Here is a 22,211-nt window from a genome sequence, read left to right on the forward strand (position 1 = left end):
TATTCTCCGTTGATCTACCTGGCAGATTGCTCCAGTTCTTCCAGCGTCCAGAATTTATCACGACCGGCGGTAGCCGCTCTCATTTTCTTTACGCTTTCCACGTCCACTACCGGCGACCTTCCCTTTTCATTTTTCCCGAAGTTATACCGCACATAACTTAGGATAGAAGCCACCCATTCGTCGGTGTTGGTAGCGCCAAAGGGCGCCATTACATCGGTGTAGGTTTTGCCGTCGATAGGACCGGATAAACCGTTGAGCAGAATTTTCATCATCAGTTCCTTATCGCCGCTTACCCGTTTGGAACCTACAAAAGGCGGTGCGGCAGCAGTACCGCCGCCAACTACAATGCCTTTGCCATCCGGACCATGACAGGTAGAACAAAGCTGTTTGTAAATATTAGCCCCGTTCAGAATAAGATTACGATGCGCTGCCGGCATGTTGGCCAGGCGGCCGCCAAACAGTTTGGTGTTGTTATTTACTTCCACGCTGTTAGCAACGCTGCTCAGCATTTTTGTGTAAGCGGAATTACTCACCATCGCGGTTTGCAAAGCTTTTGCTTTTTCGGATTTACTTACAGATAACGACAACACCAGCTGTATCTGCACAGCGGCTGCAGGATCATGTTGCAGCGAAGCCAGTTTGCTGATTACGGCTTCATCATTCTCTTTCAGATAGGTTTCGCTGATCCATACGGCAGCTTTTCTCACCTGCGCAGCTGTATCGCCAAAGGCGGTAAACAATGTTTCTTTATCAATGGCATGCAAACCTTCCAGTGTCCACAGGGCGTGAATACGTGCCAGTGCACCGGTGGTTTTTCCAATGGTGGTATGTTTACCCGTGGCAATAAGTTTTAGTGCAGGTACTACAGACAGGTCGCCATTGGCAATAATTTCCTTCTGTGCGTTTTCTCTCCACCAGCCATTGGGGTGATCAAGCCAGGTGATCAGCGTACTGCCAGGCGCATCCAGCAATTTAGGATTCGCATCTGGCTTATAACCGTCATGTACCAGCCGGTAAATTCTGCCGCGGCCAATATTTTTGTCCAGTCCCTTTTGCAGAATGCGCGGGCGCAGGAAGCTGCCTTCAGCTGTCCAGGTGGCTTCCTGGATAATGCCGCGATACATATCCACGATATACAAACAGCCATCCGGACCAGTGGCAGTATTCACCGGGCGGAAGTTCATATCATAGGAAGTGATAAATTCCTGCTGGCCGTCGTATGCGTTCTTCAGCGTAATCTTACCATCCACTTCAGATACTTTCGTACGGCGGATCAGGCGGCCTACCGGCTCACAGATGAGCAGGTCGCCTTTCAGATCAGCGGGCAACGCATCTCCCCTGAACACCGACTGCCCGCAGCTGGCGGTAAAGTGATTAAGTGTCGTATCGGGGCGTAACCTGTTCATACCGCCCTGTACATCCGGGGTGGCAATGATGGGCCATACCGCCAGGAAATCGCGGTCGTACTGATCGTTGGGATTCAGGAAACCGTAGGCAGGATTGATCTGGAAACCCAGTGCCGGAATTTCGGCGCCTGCACTGGAGAAATACAATCTCCCGTAATCATCATTTCCTAATCCCCACTGTCCTCCGGGTGAATTGGTTAAACTATCCGGTACCAGTTTCCCGCTCACATAACGATAACGTACCGGGTCGCAGCTTACATAAATCCAGTTGTCCATATTCCATACGAGGCCGCTCTTCTGGTGTTCCAGGTTGCGGGTATCGGGCTTATCGTTTTTGTACACCAACTCGCTGGCATCTGCCACGCCATCGCCGTTGGTATCTTCATAACTCCTGATATTATAGGTAAAGGTTTCATTTACCAGCAGCTTATGTCCTACACACAACATCATGCGGGGCAGTACCAGGCTGTCGATGAACGTGGAACTTTTATCCATCGTACCATCGCCGTTGGTGTCTTCCAGTAAGGATATACGGCAGATGGGCTGTCGCTGCCCGGTACCGTTGATGTCCTGCATGTAAGTGCGCATTTCTGCCACATACATCCGCGCGTTGCCGTCCCATACAATCGCTACGGGTTCTTTGATCATTGGCTCGCTGGCCACCAGCTGCAGGTGATAACCGGCCGGCACCTGGATGGATTTCATACTTTCCTTTACGGTTTGATATGCCGGGGAAGGATGCGGGTTCACTATAATATTGCCGGCTGCATCTTTTTTGATACCGCTGGTTTTACTGGATACCCTGCATTGATAAATAAACAGGCTGAAGCCCGCCAGCATCATTGCCAGTAATGAATTTCTTTTCATGAACGCGGAACTTTATTTAGCATTTAAAGAGAGAATATAAGTGACCATTTTCTTCGCATCTGCGGCCGTCAGCGCGGGGTGCGCCGCCATTGGCACTGCTCCCCAGGTACCGGAACCGCCGTTGATAATCTTGGACGACAACATCTCGACGTTTGCAGCAGAATACGGATACTTCTTTGCCACATCAGCATAAGCCGGTCCTACTACTTTTGTGTCCACTTTATGACAGGCAAGGCAATCAGATTTAGTCAGCAACATTTTGCCTTCTTCAATATCCTGTGGTTTTATAGCCGGTGCAGTAGTTGTTTTGGGAGAAGCTTTGACAGTCGCCTTTTTGGCAGCCGGTTTCGTTTGAGCATTAACGGTACCCATGACACACATCACTAAAAAAAGAGGAATAGCTAAACGTTTCATATCTCAATAAAGAATTATAAATAATGTGGAATAGAATGTTGGTGCAAGTAAAGCGGGAGGGCATAATAAATGATTAATAAAAGATTAATCCGGGTGGTTTCCGGAAAAAAAAGACAAAAAAAAGCCGTTAACGCATTAATAAACGCGTTAATTTCCCCGGAGCAGGGTGCTCATGATAAGATAAGAATAATTTTTCCGGAACTGCTAACGCTATTCTGCCCGCATACTTTTCACCGGGTCTGCCAGCGCGGCTTTCAACGCCTGGTAGCTGATGGTGCCAATAGCGATGATACCCGCAATAATGCCGGATACGGCAAATACCCACCAGCCGATACTGATCCGGTAGGCAAATACCTGCAGCCATTTGTGCATAAAATACCAGGCTACCGGTGTGGCTATCACAAAAGAGATTAATACCAGTTTAAGAAATTCTTTTGATAACAGGTTCACGATATCTGTTACAGATGCGCCCATTACCTTACGGATGCCGATTTCCCGCGTACGTTGCATAGCGCTGTAGGAGGCCAGTCCGAGTAAACCAAGACAAGAAATAATAATAGCCAGTAAGGCAAAATTGAAAAAGAGTTTACCAAACCGTTCTTCCGTACGGTATTGCCTGTCGAAGAACTCGTCCAGGAAATAATAACTGAATGGCCGGTTAGGCATCAGGCTTCTCCACTTACGCTCAATAGCCGCGATGGTACCCGACAGATCTCCCGGAGCTACGTTCACTGACACCACTTCACAATCCTGCGGTTCCATCCGGATGGTAAGCGGTTTGATATCCTGCTGCAGCGAGCGGAAATGAAAATCCTTTACCACGCCTATGATGGTGCCTTCGTGGCCCCATTGCCGGTAGCCCCTGCCGATAGCCTCATCGGGAGTAGCGTAACCAAACAGCTTTGCGGCCGCCTCATTGATCACCAGGGCATGGGAAGAATCGCTGCCATAGTCGCGGGAGAATCCGCGCCCGGCTACTATCTTCATTTTATATTGCTGCAAAAAATTGTAATCTACGGAATACAGGTCCAGGTTGGCTACCTGCATATCCCCTTGTTTATTCTGTATTTCTGAATAAGCGCCATTGGTTTCTCCGCCGGGAATACCTGATGAAATGGTAACGGAATTTACTTTCGGAATATCTTCAATAGATGTTCTGAATGTATGTTTTGCCGGGTCGCCATGTGTATCTATCACCAGCACCTGGTCCTTATTAAAGCCCAGGTCTTTACTATGCACATAATGCATTTGCAAATACACCACAATAGTACCTGTGATCAGTGCAATGGAAATAGCAAATTGTGTTACCACCAGTCCTTTGCGAAGAAAAATACCTTTGGTACCGGTAGAAAACCGGCCTTTCAGCACCGTTACCGGTTTAAAGGACGACAGCACCAGCGCCGGATACACACCTGCCAGTAAGCCAATGCCAACGGCGGCTGCCAGCAATGCCCCGATATACCAGGCATTGGCAAATAAACCGGTACTGACCGTTTTTCCTGCCAGCAGGTTAAAAGATGGCAGCAATGCTACGAATAATACCACCGTGAATACAAACGCCATTAAACACAACAGCACACATTCCCCGATAAACTGCCGGATCAGCTCCACCCGCGTAGCGCCCACCACTTTACGTATGCCGATCTCCTTTGCACGCTCTACCGACCTTGCAGTGGTGAGATTGATGAAGTTAATACAGGCGATAAACAATATAAAAATGGCAATAATGGAAAAAATGTACACATTCGTTATACTACCGTTTTCAAAAGAGTCCCGGTCGGAATGCAGGTAGATCTGTTCCAGCGGCTGCAGCAAAACGGTATAAAACATTTTGGCCTTTCTTCTCTCATCGCCATTGTGCCGCTCTACAAAGTCCGGGAACTTGGCTGTCAGCGCGGCAGGATCTGCATTAGGCTTCAGCAGCAGGAAAGTATTTGCGCCAAAATTGCCCCATGCCTTATCGATACGTGGGTTCATACTTACCAAAGTAGACATCGACACCAGCATATCTGCTTTGATCTGGGAATTTTGTGGCATGTCTTCCATCACACCTGTAATGGTAGCCGGTACCAAAGCGCCGGTCAGTTGCACGGTTTGTCCTACGGGATCTGTATCCCCGAAATATTTCTTCACCGCTGTTTTACTCAGCACCACACTATTCACTTCTTTCAGCGCTGTGGCAGGGTTACCATAAATGAGTTTAAAATCAAATACCCGGAAGAGAGATGAATCGGCAAACAACGAATGCTCTTCCTGGAAACTCAGGTTGCCTTTCTTTACCAGCAAATTGGCTCCGCTAAACCGTGTAAATGCTTCCACTTCCGGGAAATCGTGCTGCATATCCGGACCAAACGGCCAGGGCGTACTTCCGCTCCTGATCATTTCACTGGGCGTTTTTATATCACAGATAACGCGGTAGATACGATCTCCTTTGCTGTGAAATTTATCATAGCTCAGTTCAAAACGTACATAGAGGAAAATGAAGAAGCAGGCAGTAAGACCAATAGTGAGGCCCATTACATTGATAAAAGAAAAAACTTTATTTCTCCAGAGATTGCGCCAGGCAATTTTGAGATAGTTTTTAAGCATCAGCAGGAAAGTTGGATTTTGAAAGATATCAATCTCACGGGATCGTAGGGCTGCTGCGAAGAAAATGCCAGTGGGTAGAAGTGTTAGGATCAGGCGGAATTGAATACGTGAAAATTATAATCTGTCCGGATTTAAGACAGGGGTGTCCGGAAATGGACAAGGCAGTAAAAAGAAACAGGGGCTTTCCGATGTGGAGAACCCCTGTTTGAATAATGTGTTGCTGCAAACTTATTTAGTATTCTTTCCCGTACTACCTGCATTGATCAAATCCCTGATTTCTGAGGCTTCCGAGTTGTAGTAATAAGACATAATGGAGGAATACCGTTGATATAGATCATCTCCTGTCCGGAGATCATTTTGTTTTGATCTCAATGTGATTCTCATTTTCTTTGAAAGGATATCAACTTTCTTTGTTCTTCCCAATTTTGCAAGATATTTCCTTTTCATACTCAACTAAATTAAGATATTTTCACGGAATTCGAACAGCTTTGCAGGGTTATCGTTCAATAAATCAATACAATAAGGCAGTTGCCCCTTTGGAACATCTGTAGAAATTGCGCCATAACTGGAAATAAAGCTATATAATTTATTTTTTATTAAATAGTAGGTCAAACATGGATCATTTCCATAACCGTCGAATATCAATCCAATAGGAACGTACCGTTTTGTTTCATGAAATCTATGAATTGCGCGGATAGTTGCCTTCTGTCTCAAAAGAGAAACCAAAGTCAAATGCACCTCGTATCTTTTAAAATGTAAAAACGCCGCCAAATCAATTATTGCATTTACGTCCTGACCAATTTTCGGCAACAGAATGTTATAGCCCAAATCAATTGACCTCAGTGTTAAAGAAGGCACTATCGGATCTGGATTTGAAATGATCTTACTAGATTCCTCATGCACCAATGAGGCACCAAATGGATATCTTGAATATTCCGGCAGTTTTCTCTTTGCAAAATCTGCATCCAAAATTATTGCGCCAAAGTTGTCAGCCATACGGCACGCAATAGATGATTTCCCTGAAGCCGGTAACCCAATCAATATAAATGCTTTCCTGTTACTGATAATGCCACCAACAGGCAGCGCCCCACCTTTTCCTAAACAAATATCTTCATCGTCGGCTAATCTGGTCTTTGACAGTAATTCATCAACAATTGTAACCCTCAGTTTTTCCCTGGAAGGCTCATCAAAAAATCTCTTATCCCTATATTCATTTCCTGAATATGTCTGCATTTCATAGGGCACATTCAGTATGCCGATTTCACCTGCAACTATACCGGGAATAATTCCTTCCAAGCTGGATGGATCAAAATCAAGTACATGCCTTAAAAAGAATTCTACTTGCTTCTCCTCTATTAAAACTCTCGAATATTTCTGGCTCATCAACTAACAATCATTTTCAGATACATTCCACTACTCAACTGAACACTTATTTCAGGAAAACTTCCATCGTCATGGCCTCTTAATATCGGCGCACATCCAATATCTTCCGGCATTCATCTAAGTTTTTGTGGGTTAAACAATATCGTTAACAAATGTACCCTGCCAATGCAAATCACCCGTAAGAAACAGGTTAAAAGAAAATGATTAACATAAAAAAGATGACCAGCAAACGCTGATCATCTTTCTATAAATCTGTAAAAAAATATTACCTGACCGGCAAAAAAGCGCTTTTATCCCGGATACCCGAAATACCTTTCCACTTATCAGCGCTTTCCCGCCACCGCGCGATATATACGCATTTGGCAATTCCCGCACTTATCCTCTTGATAACGAAGGAATTTAGGTGGAGATTTGTTAAAGAAGCAGGCGCCATTATAACAGCACAAACAGTCCCCAAAAATTCTAATGAAGAACACCCCAAAAGCACCTGCTTTAGATTTAAAATAACCCCAAAATAAAATGTCATGAGTTACCAGTTTAAAGGCAATTTAAAGGGCCTTCTGTGCGACAAATACTGCATAGAAGCCATTGCCAACGTTAAGATCAGGCTTTACCGGGCAGCCGTTTCCCGGGAAGTAATCCTGCAGGCCACTGCTGCGGAGAAAGAAACTTTTCACGAAGTATCCGCCGAAGAAGCCAAAAAGAAAGCCGGCAACCTGCTGGCAGAAACCCTCACGGATGCAGAAGGCAACTTCGCCTTTTCTCTCGGAAGAGAAAGTAAGTATGAAGGCGAAGCCTTTGAAATCGACTTCGAATGCGGCAATGTACCACGCCCCAAACCTTACCCCGGCACATTGCCTACCCTCCAGTTCCACATCACCACGCTCCAGCCACGGTGGCGCGGACAGGAAAATGATTTCTTCGCTTCCTGGGAATATGTAATCCCAAACCGCTGGTGGTGCCTCATCCGCGCTAAATATGATGCATGGGTGATCTGCGGCCGTGTGATCAACTGTAAAACCCAGAAGCCCCTGCAAGGCTTACGGGTAGCCGCTTTTGATGTAGACTGGCTCCAGGACGATCCTCTCGGCAGCCAGCTCACCGATGCCACCGGCCATTTCAGGATAGACTATACAATGGCCGACTTCAGCCAAACGCTCCTGTCGCCCTGGCTTAATGTAGAATGGCCCGCTGGCCCCGATCTTTATTTCAGCATCACGGAACCTGTATCAGGCGCCGTACTGCTAAAGGAAGACCGCAACGTAGGCCACCGCGCCGACCGCACCAACCGCGGTCCCTGCTTCTGCATAGAACTCTGCGTACCAGACGATATCACTCCCAACAATGAAGTACCCGCCCTCTTTGAAAGAGTAGGCGCGTACGACATAGGCCCTACCGGCGCCCAGTTTGATGCACAGGGTTACACCACCGATGTACCCCGTCTCTCCTTCTACGGCCCGCTCGATCTCAACGGCACCCTGCCAAGCGGCACCAACTCCAATGAAATGGAATACCGCTTCCGTATCATCAACGCCGACACCAGCTACGAACTCAGCGCCACACAGGTGCTCAGCGCCCTGCTGCCATTTAAGATCGGCGAACTGCTGAAACAAACCGGCCCCACCACCTGGACGCACGAAGCGGTAATTGTTACCCCCGCCCTCAACAGCGCAGGTGAAGTATGGATTCCCGTACCGCGCGGCAATAACTTAACCACCGGTATCTTCACCCCTACCAATGGCGTACTGGCTATTCTCAATACTGCGCAGCTGGCACTCAATGCCGCCGGCACGGCCTTCGCAAGGGATAATTTTGATCTCACCTCACCCGCTGTGCTCGTGGCCGGCAACGCCGTGCCACCCGCACAAAGAGCAGGCATCCATACTTTCAAAATTATCTTCGAAGCCCGGAAAGTAGGTACCACCACACTCACCGCCATCAATACACTGGAGAAAATTGTAGTATCCAATGTAAATTATAAACAAAGAAGACACCCGGGATGGGGCTACACCGGCGATGAAAATATCCTCGCAGCAGCCATGCTCGAAATCGGGGAAACTACCGGCAGCGGCCACGGCTGCGGAGGTATCACCACCACCGTTACCGCACAATACACCATTGCCCACCCGCATATCGAAGCATTTACCCTCCGCTTTGAAGGCAACCCCGTACTCCCGGCATCCTTCCACGGCGGCCCGCCACCGGCAGCAGCGGAATACCACAACAACAGCCTGGTATTCTCTACCGCCGGTATGGAACCCTGCGCGTATATTCTCTGGCTGGATCTGCAATTAGGTCTTACCAACGGCTATCAGAAAATACCACTGGTACATGATCATATTGCTTTCTGCAAAACAGCGTAACATAAAAAAGCAGCGAAGAAAATCTTCGCTGCTTTTTTTATCTTCTAATTTCAATTGTCACGCCCGTTTTAACACATAAAGGATCAGGAGTAAAGTGAAGTCCCCAAACTGCTCACGTAAACTTTCAAGCGCACGGTATATCAGCTTGTACGCGCCAACAATATTCATGTGCATAATGTCAGCGATCTCTTCATAGGAAAGATCCTCATAGTATTTCAGGAATACCGCTTCCCGTTGCCGGTTAGTTAAAATGTTGAGCAACATATCTACTTTGGCAGTAAGTTCCTCCATGCGTTCTTTCCTCACCATCGGATGCCCACCAATCAGTTCCAGTTGAAAAGGAATATGTTCCCCACTCAACTCTTCTTCATGCCGCGAAGGGTTGTACTCCAGCTTACGAAGCAGGATACGCCGGAAAGAAAGATACAGATACTGCTTTACCACCGCCGGACTTTCAATACGCTCCCTGTTTTGCCATAGCTTCAGGAAAAGATCCTGCATGCTTTCTTCTATGCATACATTATCGGGCGTAAATTTAAATCCGTAGTTCGTGAGCGGGGAATAATACAGTTCATATAATCCTTCCAGGGCTTTTACATCTCCTTCTTTATAGGAGTACCATAATTCATTATCATGCATGATGTTGGAATAATGGGATTAGTTCCATAACGAGGGGGCAAAATACAGTAAAAATCGTTTACGGCAAAATGCGTAACCGCTGCCGGGACGAAATTGACCGTTCTTCTTTTTTTGCTCTCAATGGTATAATAATTTTAGTTAAATTAGCCTTATACACTATGATAATGTACTGATGTAGATAAGATCCCCGGTAAGTTTTTGCTTTTTTATCAAGTCGGAGCCATCAATAATACTGCCGGGAAGGTATAGTGATATCAACCAGAATATAAGATTAAACCCTTATTGCCTCATATGCATTCAACCAAGAGATGTAGAAAGCTGGGTGCGTTTCCCTACCCTACATTGCCCGGATTATATTCAATTAAATCGCTGTTAACTATGAAGCTACTGTCCCTTTTTCTGCTCGCGCTTTCTTTGCAGGCAAGCGCCAGGGATTCCCTGGAAAAACTCCCGCCCGGCCCATTGCGGCAAACCGTGAAAGCGGCAACCCCTGTGCATGGCATTATCCGCAACAATAAAGGGGAACCATTACCCGGCGCCTCGGTAAAAGTAAAGGGTACTACAAGAGGCGCTATTACCAATGCGGCAGGTGCATTTGACCTGGATGTACCGGATGGCGCCACGCTGGTAATATCTGCCGTAGGCTATAAAACCCGGGAAGTAAGGGCCACCGCTAACCTGGTTATTTCCCTTGAAGAAGATGTAACAGAGCTGGGAGGTGTGGTGGTAACCGGTTTCCAGAATATCGACCGTAAAAAATTTGCCGGCGCCGCCGTTACCCTCAAAGGCGATAATGTGAAAATAGACGGCGTACAGGATGTGAGCCGTATGCTGGAAGGCCGCGCTGCCGGTGTGAGCGTACAAAATGTTTCCGGCACCTTCGGTTCCGCCCCTAAAGTACGTATCCGCGGCGCTACCTCTATCTCCGGTGAAAACAAACCACTGTGGGTAGTAGACGGCGTAGTGCTGGAAGATATCGTAAACGTTTCCAACGAACAGCTCTCCAGTGGTAATATCAATACCCTCCTGGGTTCTGCCGTAGCCGGACTGAATGCCAACGATATTGAAACCTTCGACATCCTGAAAGATGCCGCTGCTACCGCTCTCTATGGCGCCCGCGCCATGAACGGCGTAATCGTTATCACCACCAAAAAAGGTAAGGCAGGCAGGGCCGCAGTTTCTTACACCGGCAACTTCGGCGTACAACTGAAACCCTCCTACGAAAACTACGATATCATGAACTCTGCCGACCAGATGTCGGTATACGCGGAACTGGAACGTAAACAACTGCTCCAGTATTCCGAACAGATCAACGAACCAACTTCAGGTATCTACGGAAAACTGGGCCGCCTCCTTCAATATCCCGATGGCAGCGATAAATTTTCTGTACTGAATACCCCGCAGGCACGGCAGCAATGGCTCATGCAATACGCCAACGCCAACACCGACTGGTTCGATATCCTGTTCCGGAATTCCCTCACACAGGAACACTCACTGAGCCTGTCTACCGGTAGCGAGAAGTCACAGCTCTATCTCTCCACCAGCTTCTACAACGACGCCGGCTGGACCATCGCTGATAACGTGAAACGATATACGGTAAACATGCGCGCCAACTATACGCCTAATAATAAACTGAGCTACGGCCTCCAGATTAATGGTAACGTACGCCAGCAACGCGCACCAGGTACGGAAGACCGCGTATCGGACAAGGTACAGGGTACCTATACCAGGGACTTCGACATTAACCCCTTCTCCTATGCACTCAGCACCAGCAGGGCGCTCAGAGCATACGACGAAAACGGCCAACTTGAATACTTCACGCGGAACTTTGCCCCCTTTAATATCATTGACGAAACGAGAAATAATTTTACAGACCTCAACGTCATCGATTTCAGGTTACAGGGCAACCTCAATTATAAATTCAATTCCCACTTCAACTATGACTTTACCGGCGCCATCCGCTACGCCCGGACAAGTGCGGAACATAAGTCAAACGAAAAATCCAATGAGGCCAATGCCTACCGCGCCAACGGCAACAGCATTATCAACCAGCGGAATCCATTCCTCTACAAAAATCCGGACTTCCCCAACGACCCGGCAGTAGTAGTACTGCCCTACGGAGGATTTTACCGGAGAAATGATGTGGAACTGAAAAATTATACTTTCCGTAACCAGTTTAACTATAACCAGTCGTTCAACGATGATGAACACCAGGTAGCCGCGCTGATAGGACAGGAAGTAAAATACGCCGATCGCCAAACGTCCAACAACATAGGCGTAGGTTATCAGTATAACAGCGGCGGAACACCCTTTGTAGATTATCTCTTCATCAAAAAAATGACAGAGAAAAATAAAACCTACTACGGGGTAAGCAACGACTACGACCGGTTCACCGCATTTTATGCCAACGCCAGTTATACCTATAAAAATAAATACACCCTCCAGGCCACCGTCCGCGAAGATGGTTCCAACAGGCTTGGCAGCTCCCCCAGCGCACGCTGGCTGCCTACCTGGACCGTTGCCGGTAACTGGAACCTTGACCAGGAAAACTTCCTGAAAAATTCCTCAGCGGTGAGTCACCTCATGCTCAAAGCCAGCTATGGCCTGAACGCCAGCACCGGCGCGGCCACCAATACCACCGCCATCCTGCGGTCGTTTGTTACCGCCCGGCCATATCTTGCCGATCAGCAAACCGCCATTCTCATACAGGCACTGGAAAACTCGGATCTTACCTGGGAGAAAAAGTATGAACTGGACCTCGGCGCTGATATGGGATTTTTTGAAGAAAGACTCGGACTCACCTTCGACTACTACCGGAGAAAAAGTTTTGACCTGATCGGTTTGATTAAAACTTCCGGCGTAGGCGGACAGGTAAACCAATTCGCCAACTATGCCGATATGAAATCTCATGGTGTGGACGTAGCGCTCACCGGCAAAATCATTGCACAAAAGAATGTGGGTCTTACCAGTACCCTCATCTTCAGCTATAACAATACCCTCATCACCAACGCCAGGAACAACCCCGTGATCTTCGACCTGGTAGGTGAAGGCGGCGGTGCTTTGGAAGGCTACCCTGTACGCGGACTCTTCTCCCTGCAAAACGCAGGACTGGACCCCTATACCGGCGTAGCACGCTTTATCAATGACACCGGCACCGTTTCGTCCGGCGTATACCTGCAAAGCCATAATGTGAAATACCTGAAATATGAAGGCCCCGCCGATCCAACCATCACCGGCGGATGGAGCAACACCTTCCGGTATAAGGATTTCTCCCTCAGCGCACTCATTACTTACCAGGCAGGAAATAAGATCAGGCTTACACCGGTATACACTACCAACTACACCGATTTTAACTCGCTGCCAAATGAGTTTAAAGGACGATGGAGTTTACCCGGAGATGATAAAAAAACAAATATCCCCTCCGTGGCCGACATCTACACACAAACAGATCTGCTGGCTAATACCGCCTATCCGTATAACAACTACAACTTTTCCAGCGACCGCATAGCAGATGGTGGATTTGTAAGATTAAAATCAGTGACCCTCAGTTACCAGATCCCCGCACCATTGCTGGGTCGCATCGGGTTAAAAGGCGGATCACTCACGGCTACAGGAAACAACTTATGGCTTATCTACGCCGATGAACGCCTGCACGGGCAGGACCCGGAATTTTATAATACCGGCGGGGTAGCAATGCCTGTCAACAAACAGGTAACCGTTTCACTGAGGGTAAGCCTTTAATCCAAAAAGTATTCATTATGAAAAAACTACTGATCTATATAGGCTTGTTTACCGCCGTACTAACCATACCTGGCTGTAAGAAGTACCTCGAAACACTGCCCGATAACAGGACGGTGATCACCTCACCGGAGCAGGTTACCCAGCTGCTCACTACTGCGTATCCGCATGCCAGTTATATGCTGTTTTGCGAAGCAATGAGCGATAATGTGGAAGACAAAGGCAACACCGGGGTAGGTATTGATCCGCAAACTTTCCTGATCAATACCCAAACTTTTAAGTACCAGGATGCAGATGATATTTCCGCCGATGGCCCTATTGCCTACTGGGACTCCTGTTATGCTGCTATTGCAGTGGCCAACCAGGCATTGTCCTATTGCAGCGGTCCGGACTCGGCAAATTATTCCGCACAAAAAGGAGAAGCGCTCGTATGCAGGGCCTATGCCCACTTTATGCTGGTTACCCTGTTTGCCAAAGCATATAATCCGGCTACCGCGGCCAACGATCCGGGTGTGCCCTACATGACCACCATCAGTACTTCCGTTTTCAATAAATATGACCGGAGCAACGTGGCGGCCGTATACCAGAAAATTGAAAGTGACCTCACCACCGGCCTGCCCCTGCTGAAAGATGAACTGTATGCCAACGCGCCCAAATATCACTTCACCCGCCAGGCTGCAAACGCCTTTGCTGCACGGTTCTATTTATTCAAGCGGGATTATGCAAAAGTGGTAACACATTCCACCGCTGTTTTCGGCAGCGCCAACCCAGCTAACCTGATCCGCGACCAGGACGCATTCTACGGCATGTCGTACGATGATATGGTGGTATACTACAACCACGCATCTAATCCTGCCAATATTTTACTGCAGGAAGCCCCCGGCACAAAATATCCGGACAACTATTACAGCTACCGCTATGGGATAGGCTCTGAAATTAACCAGGAATATTTCCTGTCGAACAACGTTACCGGCGGTAACCTGGCAGTCAGCATCTATGGTGCAGGTCCGCAGTATTTTAACTTCCCGAAATTCAAATCGGACGTTACGGTGATGTCGCTCCTGAGCATGGATGAAGTATTACTGAACCGGGTTGAAGCTAATATCCGTTTAAAGAATTACAGCGCGGCTGTTACCGACATGAATACCTGGGTAAGCAAAAATATCTCAGGCTACAATCCAGCCAGCCACAACGTAACCATCGCAAAAATGATGTCTTTCTATGGCTTGCCACAGGATCAATCCATGATCGAAACTACGCTCTTTATGAAAAGGATCACTTACATGCAGGAAGGTCTGCGCTGGTTCGATATCCTTCGTCTCGATATCCCGGTAGTACATACAGGCTCACCCAATTTTAACACGACCCTGGTACCCGGCGATAAAAGGCGATTGCTGCAGCTACCGCCGGAAGCGGTGAACGACGGTATGGCATTGAATCCGCGATAATTCATCTGTTGTAAACCTTTTAAAATGAAACCAATGAAACTACATATCATCACCGGCATCTTCTTCCTGCTACTAATGGGGAGCGCGTGCAAAAAAGAAAAGGTGAACCTTACCACACCTCCCGTTGGACTCGGCGGCGACTCTACCGCCAACACGCTGGAAGATATCTTTATACATGATAGTCTGACTGTACCTTATAACATCGCCGTTTATTATAAATGGCTGCCCGGTCAGCTGGACTTTCCTTACGAAATTGTTCCGCCAAAGGCAGAGAAAATGATCCCCGCACTAAAAGCCTTGCTGGCGGTTACTTTCAGACCTTATAATGATCAAACCGGCAGCACCGTTTTCCTGAGAAAATACCTGCCGAAAACATTTAAAGTAGCAGGTTCCGCACAATACCTGAGTAATGGTTCCATTATTCTCGGCCAGGCGGAAGGCGGTACTTCCATGGTGCTGTTTGAATTTAACAATTTCACCACCCAGGCAAAAGATTCCAATACGCTGAAACGGATGGGGCATACCATGCACCACGAGTTCGGCCATATCCTGAATCAGAATATTGTGGTGCCTCCTTCATTTAAACAGATCACACCACGGTACACCGGTAACTGGTATAATATCGCCGACCAGGAAGCGCGGATGGACGGGTTCATTACCGCCTACGCAGAGTCGGACCCGAATGAAGATTTCGTGGAAATGGTCGCGTCCCTCCTGATAGGCGCCGATAATGGCAACGATGGATACGACAACTATGAGAAAATTCTGGCCGATCAGACAGATGGTCCGGGAACATATGGATATGAAGCCATCAAAGCAAAAGAAGCAGCGGTGGTGGACTATTTTGCCCGGTCGTGGTCTATCGACTTTTATGCCCTGCAACGCAAATGCCGCAGAGCCCTGGCCGCCTATTATCAATAATTGTTGATCACCCTGAATTATTATTTATGAAAAAGATATGGATATATTATTTCCTCGGCATAGCAGTGATGCTCTCTGCGTGCGACAGGAAATCAGACCTTAATATAGATGGGATACCAACGGATGTGAGAATAGCACAGGCCCTGGCCACCTATCAGCAAAAGCTTACCGACGCCCCCTACGGATGGGTGGTTACCCAGTACACCAACGGTACCTCCACCAATGGCGGCGTTACCCGCAACGGGCCCAAAGCAGTATTCTCCTATTATATGAAATTCGATAAAAACAGCCAGGTGTCTATGCTGTCGGATTTTAACATGGGAGCTGCTACTGTTTTTAACAATACCGGCTACCGCATCAAAGCTAACCAACGCCCAACGCTGATCTTTGATACCTATAGCTATGTTCACCTTCCCTGCGATCCGGATGGTAGCATATCCAACAGTCCTTTCGGATCAGGCTTCGGATGGGGAACCGATTTTGAATTTTCTTTTGCAGATAACGTAGCCGCAGCGGAACTGGGAGACACCATCCGTTTGAAAGGCAACCTGAATCAGGCGGAAGCGGTGATGGTAAAGGCCACGCAGGCAGAACAAACGCTGTTTACTACCAGCGGATTCGGTTCCTATAGTACCTTCAATAAGATCCTCGAATATTTCAAACGGGTGAACGTTGGCGGTGTCATCTTCGAAATAACTCCCGGCGTAGGCGGCAGGTCGTTCGATATTAAAACAACAGGCAGTCAAACCATTACCAATGTCGGCTGCCAGTTCGCGCCCACCAGCATCATACTACAGGAACCCGTTACTGTTGGTGGACTCACGGTTCGCTCCCTCGACAACCTCGTTTGGAATGCAGGCAGCCGCACCATCAGCGCCACTGTCAATGGTACTGCTGCTACCATTGCGCCCGCTCTGGCGCCGCTATCGCCGGAACCAGGTATCGCGATCGCCTTCTACAATGAAGGGGTCGACAACCCCTGGCTTACTATTCCGGGCTTCCACATCAGCGGAGTAGATGACGCTTACAATATCAGGGGACTTACCTTTCCGGGCCGAACCTACTACAGGTATGTATATTACCCGGGCCTGGTAGATGCAGGCGGTGGCGACTTTTACGATGTGTTGTCGCCGTTCTTCGTAGGAGCTACTAACGGCTACCCCTACCTGTTTGCGGGCGGAGTGGCGTATCCATATTTACAGAGTGGTGGCCGTCTTACCTTCGAAATGCTCGACGGCGGCGATCCAATCGTGAATCCTCCGGCCATTATTTCTACCAATAACGTTTTTAATACCGGTAAAACAGCGCCGCCTTATTTTGCCAACTCCGCAGGCTTTTATATTGTACGTAAAGCAGATGGAACTACAATGGATATGGTGACTGCCGGCGATGCACTGGGCTGGATCTCATGGAACCACCAGTAATTTTATTATTAAAATTTTTATCAGATGAAAAAGATATTCTTCATAGCTGTTATAACCCTGCTGGGCGGCAAATTGGCACAGGCCCAACAAAGTACCCCGTCGCCGGTTAACCAGGTAAAGGAAGGCTATAAGCAAACAAGGGCCAATACCGATTATAGCATGATTTACCTGAGAAACATTGCGGTGACCGATGCGCAGAAACCACAGGTAAATAAAATAATACTGAACTATCTCGACGCCAAAAGAACATTGGCGCTGGCTAACAAACAAGACCTCAGCGTTTACAGGCAGCAGCAACCTGCCCTGTTCAACGACTTTAAAACAAAACTCGCCGCAGTGCTGAACAGCGAACAGATGTCCGCATTCATGGCCTCAAAGCCACCACTCGACGATAAGAAAAACCTGTTGAGAGGATTATTCTACTAAAATAAAAAACGGAGGGGATTATTCCCCTCCGTTTTCACTTGTATTTTTCTTGCCGAGAATTTCCGCGCGGTGCTGCTCTCCCCACTCTTTCATTGCACTGATTACCGGCGCCAGTGTTTTGCAGTAGGGCGTAATGTCATATTCCACTGTCACCGGCCGCGTATCGCATACCGTACGACTTACCAGTTTATGCATTTCCAGCTCCTGCAATTCCTTTGAAAGTACCCTCGGTGAAATGTTTAATTCTTTCACCAACTCACGGAACCGACGCCTGCCTCCTTTATAAAATGTTAAAAGTAGCAACAGCTTCCATTTTCCGCTAATGGTTTCTAAAGTATCTCTTACAGCCATCCCGGCTGATTTGCATTCCTTTTCGCTTAAATGTTCCATGTCAGTATCCTTTTTGTAACCGGTTACACGAGGCAAACATAACCATTCCGGTACTATTTTCGCTCAACGGATGCCATCCAATTGCATACATGAAAATACTTTGCCAGCTACTTTCGGTTTTACTGATTGCCCTCATTCTTATTGCCGCAGGCGTGCCTCATACGGCCCTCATTATTTCACCGGATGCTTTGGACAGCCTCCCCGCTGATACCTTGCCCATCGCCTCACCCGATAGCATGGATGCCCCCATCCATTACAAAGCGAAAGACTCCATCGTAATGCAGATACCCAAAAAACGTATACTCCTGTACGGTAGCGGCGATACTAAATACAAAGAAACCAACATCACCGCGGAACGTATCAGCTTCGACCAGGAAAACGGCATGGTGGAAGCCACCAAAGTAAACGACACCGCCGGCAAAGCCATTGGCCGCCCTGTTATGACCGACAACGGGCAAAGCTTTGAGTCAGATACCATGCAGTTTAATATTACCACCCGTAAAGCAAAAATTTATAATACCCGGTCGGTATACGGAGAAGGATTTATCACCAGCCAGCAGTCCAAACGGATGCCGGACAACACCATCTTCGGCTTTAAAAATACATTTACCACCTGCGACCTCGATACCCCACACTTCCAGTTCCGCGCCCGTAAAATAAAAGTGATCCCCGATAAACTGGTGATCTCCGGTCCGGCTAACCTGGAAATTGAAGGCATTCCCACACCTTTGTTTATCCCGTTCGCCATTTTCCCCATCACCCAGGGACAACGCTCAGGGATACTGCCGCCACAATACGTGGTGAACCAGCAAAAGGGAATCGGCCTGGAAAACGGCGGGTACTATCTCGGCCTGGGCGACAACTTCGACCTCACCACGCGGATAGACCTCTACTCGTACGGCAGCTGGGGGATCAAGGCCAGTCCTACCTACCGGAAAAGATATAAATACAACGGGGGCTTTAACTTCGACTTTGCCAACACCCGCTTCGGCGACCCGGAAGTAAAATCAGAGTTCAGTACCTCGAAAGATTTCCGCGTAACCTGGAACCACAGTATGGACAGCAAGGCCCGCCCCGGCGTGAACTTTGGTGCGGCAGTAAACTTTGGTACATCTTCCTATAACAAATACAATGTATTTGATTACAATACCCGCGTAAACAATAACATCGGGTCATCTATCACGTTCTCCAAAACCTGGCAGGGCAAACCCTATAACCTTACAATGGGATTGAACCATTCGCAAAACCTCAGCACCCGCGATGTGTCCATCTCTTTCCCGGATGCGACTTTCACCGTGAACACCATTTACCCTTTCCAGCCAAAGGAAATGGTGGGCACACCAAAGTGGTACGAAAAAATCGGCATCTCTTATAATACTATCCTGCGTAACCAGGCTAATTTCAAGGATTCCCTGTTTGGAAAGCAAGCGATGTTTGACGCCATGCAAACAGGTATGCAGCACAATATCCCGATCTCGTTTTCGATCCCGGTGTTTAAAACATTTACGTTATCACCGGGCATCAACTATACAGAATACTGGTACACCAAGAAACTTATCCGCAAGTGGGACCCCAATAAAAAGAACCTCGGATCGGACACCGCGGGTGGCGCTATTGACACCACTTATATTCCGGGCTTTTACAGTGCCCGCGATATCAGCGCCAGCATGTCGCTGTCCACTGCCATGTACGGCATGTATACGTTTAACAAAAACTCGAAGATAAAAGCCATCCGTCATGTGATGCGGCCTACGATGAGTGTAAGCTACCGCCCGGATCTCTCCAGCCAGTATTATCATGAGCTGCAGTACAACAAGGAGGGCGACAAACAAATGGTGTCCGATTTCGATGGCGCCATCATAGGAGTGCCTTCCCCAGGCGCTTTCGGAGGTATTAACTTCGGACTGGATAATAACCTGGAGATGAAAGTATTCTCGAAAAAAGATACAACCGGACGTCATGAAAAGAAAATAAAACTGCTGGATGGTTTTGGGATCAACGGCAGCTATAACCTGGTAGCCGACTCCTTTAAATTATCTACGTTCAGTTTATATGCCCGCACCAACCTGTTCGACAAACTGAATATCTCCGCCAGCGGCAACCTCGATCCCTACCAGGTAGACGCCCGTGGCCGCCGCCTCGATAAATACGTATGGCAGCAGGGTAAAATCAGCCTGGGTCGTTTAACCAACGCCAGCATCTCCATGAGCACTTCTTTCCAATCAAAAGATAAAAAGGGCGCCGCCAAAGAACAAAAAATGGATTCCCTCCAAAACGTCCAGGGCGCAGACGCCGCTTTTGCGGCGCAACAGCGGCAGCTGCAGATGGTGCGTAACAATCCGGGCGAATACGTGGATTTCGATATCCCCTGGCGCATAGATCTTTCTTATAGTTTGTCTTATACCAACACCATCATCCCCGACTCCGGCGGCGTGGTAAAGCGGATTACCCAATATGTGAGTTTTAATGGCGACTTTAGTCTCACACCCAAATGGAAGATCGGTTTGAACAGCGGCTTCGATTTTACCAACATGCAAATCGCGTACACCAACATGTATATCTCCCGCGATCTGCACGATTTCAATCTCTCCATCAACCTGATTCCGTTTGGCACTTACCGGCAGTTCAGTTTCACCATCAGCGCCAAAGCCAGCATCCTGAAGGATTTGCGGCTTAACCGATCCAGGCAGTTCTATGATCAGTAGAACAACACCTTTTCCAGTGTTCCTACTACCGCCGCAATTTCTTTATTGTTGAGCGACGCAAAACCCAAACGCAGCGCATTCTGCGACGAAGCTCCGTAGTGGTATTGCTCGCCGCTTGTCATCTGCAAACCAAGTGCTGCTGCCTTTGCTGCAATTTTCTTCAGCGGATATTTTTTGGAGAAGCGCAACCAGATAGCCATTCCGCCGGATGGAACCGTAAACTTCACCGCGTCGCCAAGTTTGGTGCGCAATAAGTGACAAAGCAGGTCCCGTCTTTCTTTATAAATTTTATTTGATTTTTTAAGATGCCGGTCGATGGTACCATCCTCAAACAGATTGGCCAATGCCTGTTCGGAAAGGTTATCCCCGCGCAGGTCCATCAGCCGGCGCAGGTCGGCGGCGGCCTTAATAAAATCCGCAGGCGCAATCATAAACCCGATACGGATAGACAGCCCCAGCGATTTTGTAAACGACCCGATATAAATCACATTACCGCCATGATCTGCACTGGCCAATGGTAAAATAGGCGCCGAGCTATAGTGGAAATCATAATCGTAATCATCTTCTATCACCGGCAGTTTATACTTCCGGATAACCGCCAGCAGCTTCATTCGCCGCGCTGCACTCAGCGTAACCGTGGTAGGATGGTGATGATGCGTAATCAGGTACAGCATCTTTATTTTCCGTTTGCTGCATAACTGTTCAATCATATCTACGTCAATCCCTTCTTCATCTACCGGCACCCGTAACAGCTGTGCGCCCCGTTGTTCAAAACAGAGGTCCGCGAAAAAATAGTTCGGACTACCAACAATCACCAGGTCATCTTTTTTAATGAGTAATGCAGCAGCCAGGTAAATAGCCATTTGTGCGCCACGGGTAATCATGATATGCGGCAAACTGATATTTAATCCGCGGGTATCAGAAAGATACTCCATCATTTGCTTGCGCAGCGATTCCAGGCCAGTAGCGCCTCCATACATCAGCAGCTTGTGATACCGAGGACTTTCAATCACCGAACGGCATTCCTTTACCCAGTCGGTAAGAGGCGCCAGCCGTGCATCCGGGAAGCCATCATTGACGACCAGTGCACCGGTAACCGGCTTCACACTGGCCAGCGTTATGGAAGGAGCCTGATGAAACGAAAATGCCGCCGCATCTTCATAAGGAGATACCGCGCCGCGATAAGTCCGGGGTCGTATTACCGGTAAATTGCCTGCTACCATCACCCCTTTGCGCGGTACCGCCACCAGCCAGTCCTGGCTCACCAGCTCATCATACGCTGCAATCACCGTTTTCCGGTGCAGCTCCAGTTGTAACGCCAGCACCCGGCTGCCGGGCAGGTATAGCCCCGGCTTTAAGATCCCTTCCTGGATAAGCCCTATGAGCCGGTTGGCGATTTGCTGGTACACGGGCAGCTTCAGCGTTTTATCTGTTTGTATGAGCGTTTTAAATGGCAGCATCTGGACTACTTAACAATTGTAAAGTGGACTACTAAGAT

At 48.1% G+C, this 22,211-nt stretch carries 14 protein-coding genes; 7 read left to right on the forward strand and 7 right to left on the reverse strand.

Annotation, left to right across the window (positions count from 1 at the left end; translation table 11 throughout):
• Window positions 1-14: 14 nt before the first annotated feature.
• The 4 genes from V7S65_RS12345 to V7S65_RS12360 all read right to left on the reverse strand — a co-directional run bounded on the left by V7S65_RS12345 (window position 15) and on the right by V7S65_RS12360 (window position 6,659).
• A complete protein-coding gene (locus V7S65_RS12345; RefSeq protein ID WP_336386915.1) occupies window positions 15-2,273 on the reverse strand; it encodes a DUF7133 domain-containing protein in 2,259 nt (752 codons plus the stop codon).
• Between the two features lie 12 nt (window positions 2,274-2,285).
• Entirely contained in the window at window positions 2,286-2,687 is a 402-nt protein-coding gene (locus tag V7S65_RS12350) for a c-type cytochrome (RefSeq protein ID WP_336386914.1), read from the reverse strand.
• Between the two features lie 210 nt (window positions 2,688-2,897).
• The gene (locus V7S65_RS12355; protein WP_336386913.1) at window positions 2,898-5,276 is read right to left on the reverse strand and encodes an ABC transporter permease; all 2,379 of its coding nucleotides are present in this window, start codon (window positions 5,274-5,276) and stop codon (window positions 2,898-2,900) included.
• 453 nt (window positions 5,277-5,729) lie between these two features.
• Window positions 5,730-6,659, reverse strand: coding sequence for a zeta toxin family protein (locus V7S65_RS12360; RefSeq protein WP_336386912.1), 930 nt, complete (start codon window positions 6,657-6,659; stop codon window positions 5,730-5,732).
• Window positions 6,660-7,183: 524 nt separating this feature from the next.
• On the opposite strand from V7S65_RS12360, the gene V7S65_RS12365 reads away from it, so the two are divergent.
• Window positions 7,184-9,022, forward strand: a complete 1,839-nt coding sequence (locus V7S65_RS12365; protein ID WP_336386911.1) for a hypothetical protein — start codon at window positions 7,184-7,186, stop codon at window positions 9,020-9,022.
• 57 nt (window positions 9,023-9,079) lie between these two features.
• Here the strand turns inward: V7S65_RS12365 and V7S65_RS12370 are convergent, their stop codons facing one another.
• The gene (locus V7S65_RS12370; protein WP_111577544.1) at window positions 9,080-9,661 is read right to left on the reverse strand and encodes an RNA polymerase sigma factor; all 582 of its coding nucleotides are present in this window, start codon (window positions 9,659-9,661) and stop codon (window positions 9,080-9,082) included.
• Window positions 9,662-10,039: 378 nt separating this feature from the next.
• On the opposite strand from V7S65_RS12370, the gene V7S65_RS12375 reads away from it, so the two are divergent.
• Genes V7S65_RS12375 through V7S65_RS12395 form a run of 5 tightly spaced genes read left to right on the forward strand, consistent with a single transcriptional unit; the run spans window position 10,040 to window position 17,618 of the window.
• Window positions 10,040-13,402, forward strand: coding sequence for a SusC/RagA family TonB-linked outer membrane protein (locus V7S65_RS12375; protein ID WP_336386910.1), 3,363 nt, complete (start codon window positions 10,040-10,042; stop codon window positions 13,400-13,402).
• A gap of 17 nt (window positions 13,403-13,419) precedes the next feature.
• The gene (locus tag V7S65_RS12380) at window positions 13,420-14,847 is read left to right on the forward strand and encodes a RagB/SusD family nutrient uptake outer membrane protein (protein WP_336386909.1); all 1,428 of its coding nucleotides are present in this window, start codon (window positions 13,420-13,422) and stop codon (window positions 14,845-14,847) included.
• 33 nt (window positions 14,848-14,880) lie between these two features.
• Window positions 14,881-15,768 (forward strand): substrate import-associated zinc metallohydrolase lipoprotein, encoded by an 888-nt coding sequence (locus V7S65_RS12385; protein WP_159454307.1) that lies wholly within the window; start codon window positions 14,881-14,883, stop codon window positions 15,766-15,768.
• Window positions 15,769-15,794: 26 nt separating this feature from the next.
• On the forward strand, window positions 15,795-17,192 hold the full coding sequence (locus V7S65_RS12390) for a DUF4302 domain-containing protein (protein WP_336386908.1): 1,398 nt from the start codon (window positions 15,795-15,797) through the stop codon (window positions 17,190-17,192).
• 24 nt (window positions 17,193-17,216) lie between these two features.
• Complete coding sequence (locus V7S65_RS12395) at window positions 17,217-17,618, forward strand: hypothetical protein (protein ID WP_079470182.1); 402 nt, start codon at window positions 17,217-17,219, stop codon at window positions 17,616-17,618.
• Window positions 17,619-17,636: 18 nt separating this feature from the next.
• Here the strand turns inward: V7S65_RS12395 and V7S65_RS12400 are convergent, their stop codons facing one another.
• Window positions 17,637-18,008 (reverse strand): winged helix-turn-helix transcriptional regulator, encoded by a 372-nt coding sequence (locus V7S65_RS12400; protein ID WP_079470183.1) that lies wholly within the window; start codon window positions 18,006-18,008, stop codon window positions 17,637-17,639.
• A gap of 89 nt (window positions 18,009-18,097) precedes the next feature.
• Between V7S65_RS12400 and V7S65_RS12405 the strand changes: the two genes are divergently transcribed.
• Entirely contained in the window at window positions 18,098-20,713 is a 2,616-nt protein-coding gene (locus V7S65_RS12405; RefSeq protein ID WP_336386907.1) for a putative LPS assembly protein LptD, read from the forward strand.
• Here V7S65_RS12405 and pdxR read toward each other — a convergent pair.
• On the reverse strand, window positions 20,707-22,173 hold the full coding sequence (gene pdxR, locus V7S65_RS12410) for a MocR-like pyridoxine biosynthesis transcription factor PdxR (protein WP_336386906.1): 1,467 nt from the start codon (window positions 22,171-22,173) through the stop codon (window positions 20,707-20,709). The two genes, V7S65_RS12405 and pdxR, sit on opposite strands and share 7 nt — an antisense overlap.
• Window positions 22,174-22,211 lie beyond the last annotated feature (38 nt).

This window comes from Chitinophaga sp. CCNWYY40, assembly GCF_037483205.1.
Lineage (GTDB): Bacteria > Bacteroidota > Bacteroidia > Chitinophagales > Chitinophagaceae > Chitinophaga > Chitinophaga ginsengisegetis.

Bases quoted from the DNA above. Each gene is read 5' to 3' on its own strand.
- V7S65_RS12345 (WP_336386915.1), bottom strand. From the start codon at position 2,273: ATGAAAAGAAATTCATTACTGGCAATGATGCTGGCGGGCTTCAGCCTG.
- V7S65_RS12350 (WP_336386914.1), bottom strand. From the start codon at position 2,687: ATGAAACGTTTAGCTATTCCTCTTTTTTTAGTGATGTGTGTCATGGGT.
- V7S65_RS12355 (WP_336386913.1), bottom strand. From the start codon at position 5,276: ATGCTTAAAAACTATCTCAAAATTGCCTGGCGCAATCTCTGGAGAAAT.
- V7S65_RS12360 (WP_336386912.1), bottom strand. From the start codon at position 6,659: ATGAGCCAGAAATATTCGAGAGTTTTAATAGAGGAGAAGCAAGTAGAA.
- V7S65_RS12365 (WP_336386911.1), top strand. From the start codon at position 7,184: ATGAGTTACCAGTTTAAAGGCAATTTAAAGGGCCTTCTGTGCGACAAA.
- V7S65_RS12370 (WP_111577544.1), bottom strand. From the start codon at position 9,661: ATGCATGATAATGAATTATGGTACTCCTATAAAGAAGGAGATGTAAAA.
- V7S65_RS12375 (WP_336386910.1), top strand. From the start codon at position 10,040: ATGAAGCTACTGTCCCTTTTTCTGCTCGCGCTTTCTTTGCAGGCAAGC.
- V7S65_RS12380 (WP_336386909.1), top strand. From the start codon at position 13,420: ATGAAAAAACTACTGATCTATATAGGCTTGTTTACCGCCGTACTAACC.
- V7S65_RS12385 (WP_159454307.1), top strand. From the start codon at position 14,881: ATGAAACTACATATCATCACCGGCATCTTCTTCCTGCTACTAATGGGG.
- V7S65_RS12390 (WP_336386908.1), top strand. From the start codon at position 15,795: ATGAAAAAGATATGGATATATTATTTCCTCGGCATAGCAGTGATGCTC.
- V7S65_RS12395 (WP_079470182.1), top strand. From the start codon at position 17,217: ATGAAAAAGATATTCTTCATAGCTGTTATAACCCTGCTGGGCGGCAAA.
- V7S65_RS12400 (WP_079470183.1), bottom strand. From the start codon at position 18,008: ATGGAACATTTAAGCGAAAAGGAATGCAAATCAGCCGGGATGGCTGTA.
- V7S65_RS12405 (WP_336386907.1), top strand. From the start codon at position 18,098: ATGAAAATACTTTGCCAGCTACTTTCGGTTTTACTGATTGCCCTCATT.
- pdxR (WP_336386906.1), bottom strand. From the start codon at position 22,173: ATGCTGCCATTTAAAACGCTCATACAAACAGATAAAACGCTGAAGCTG.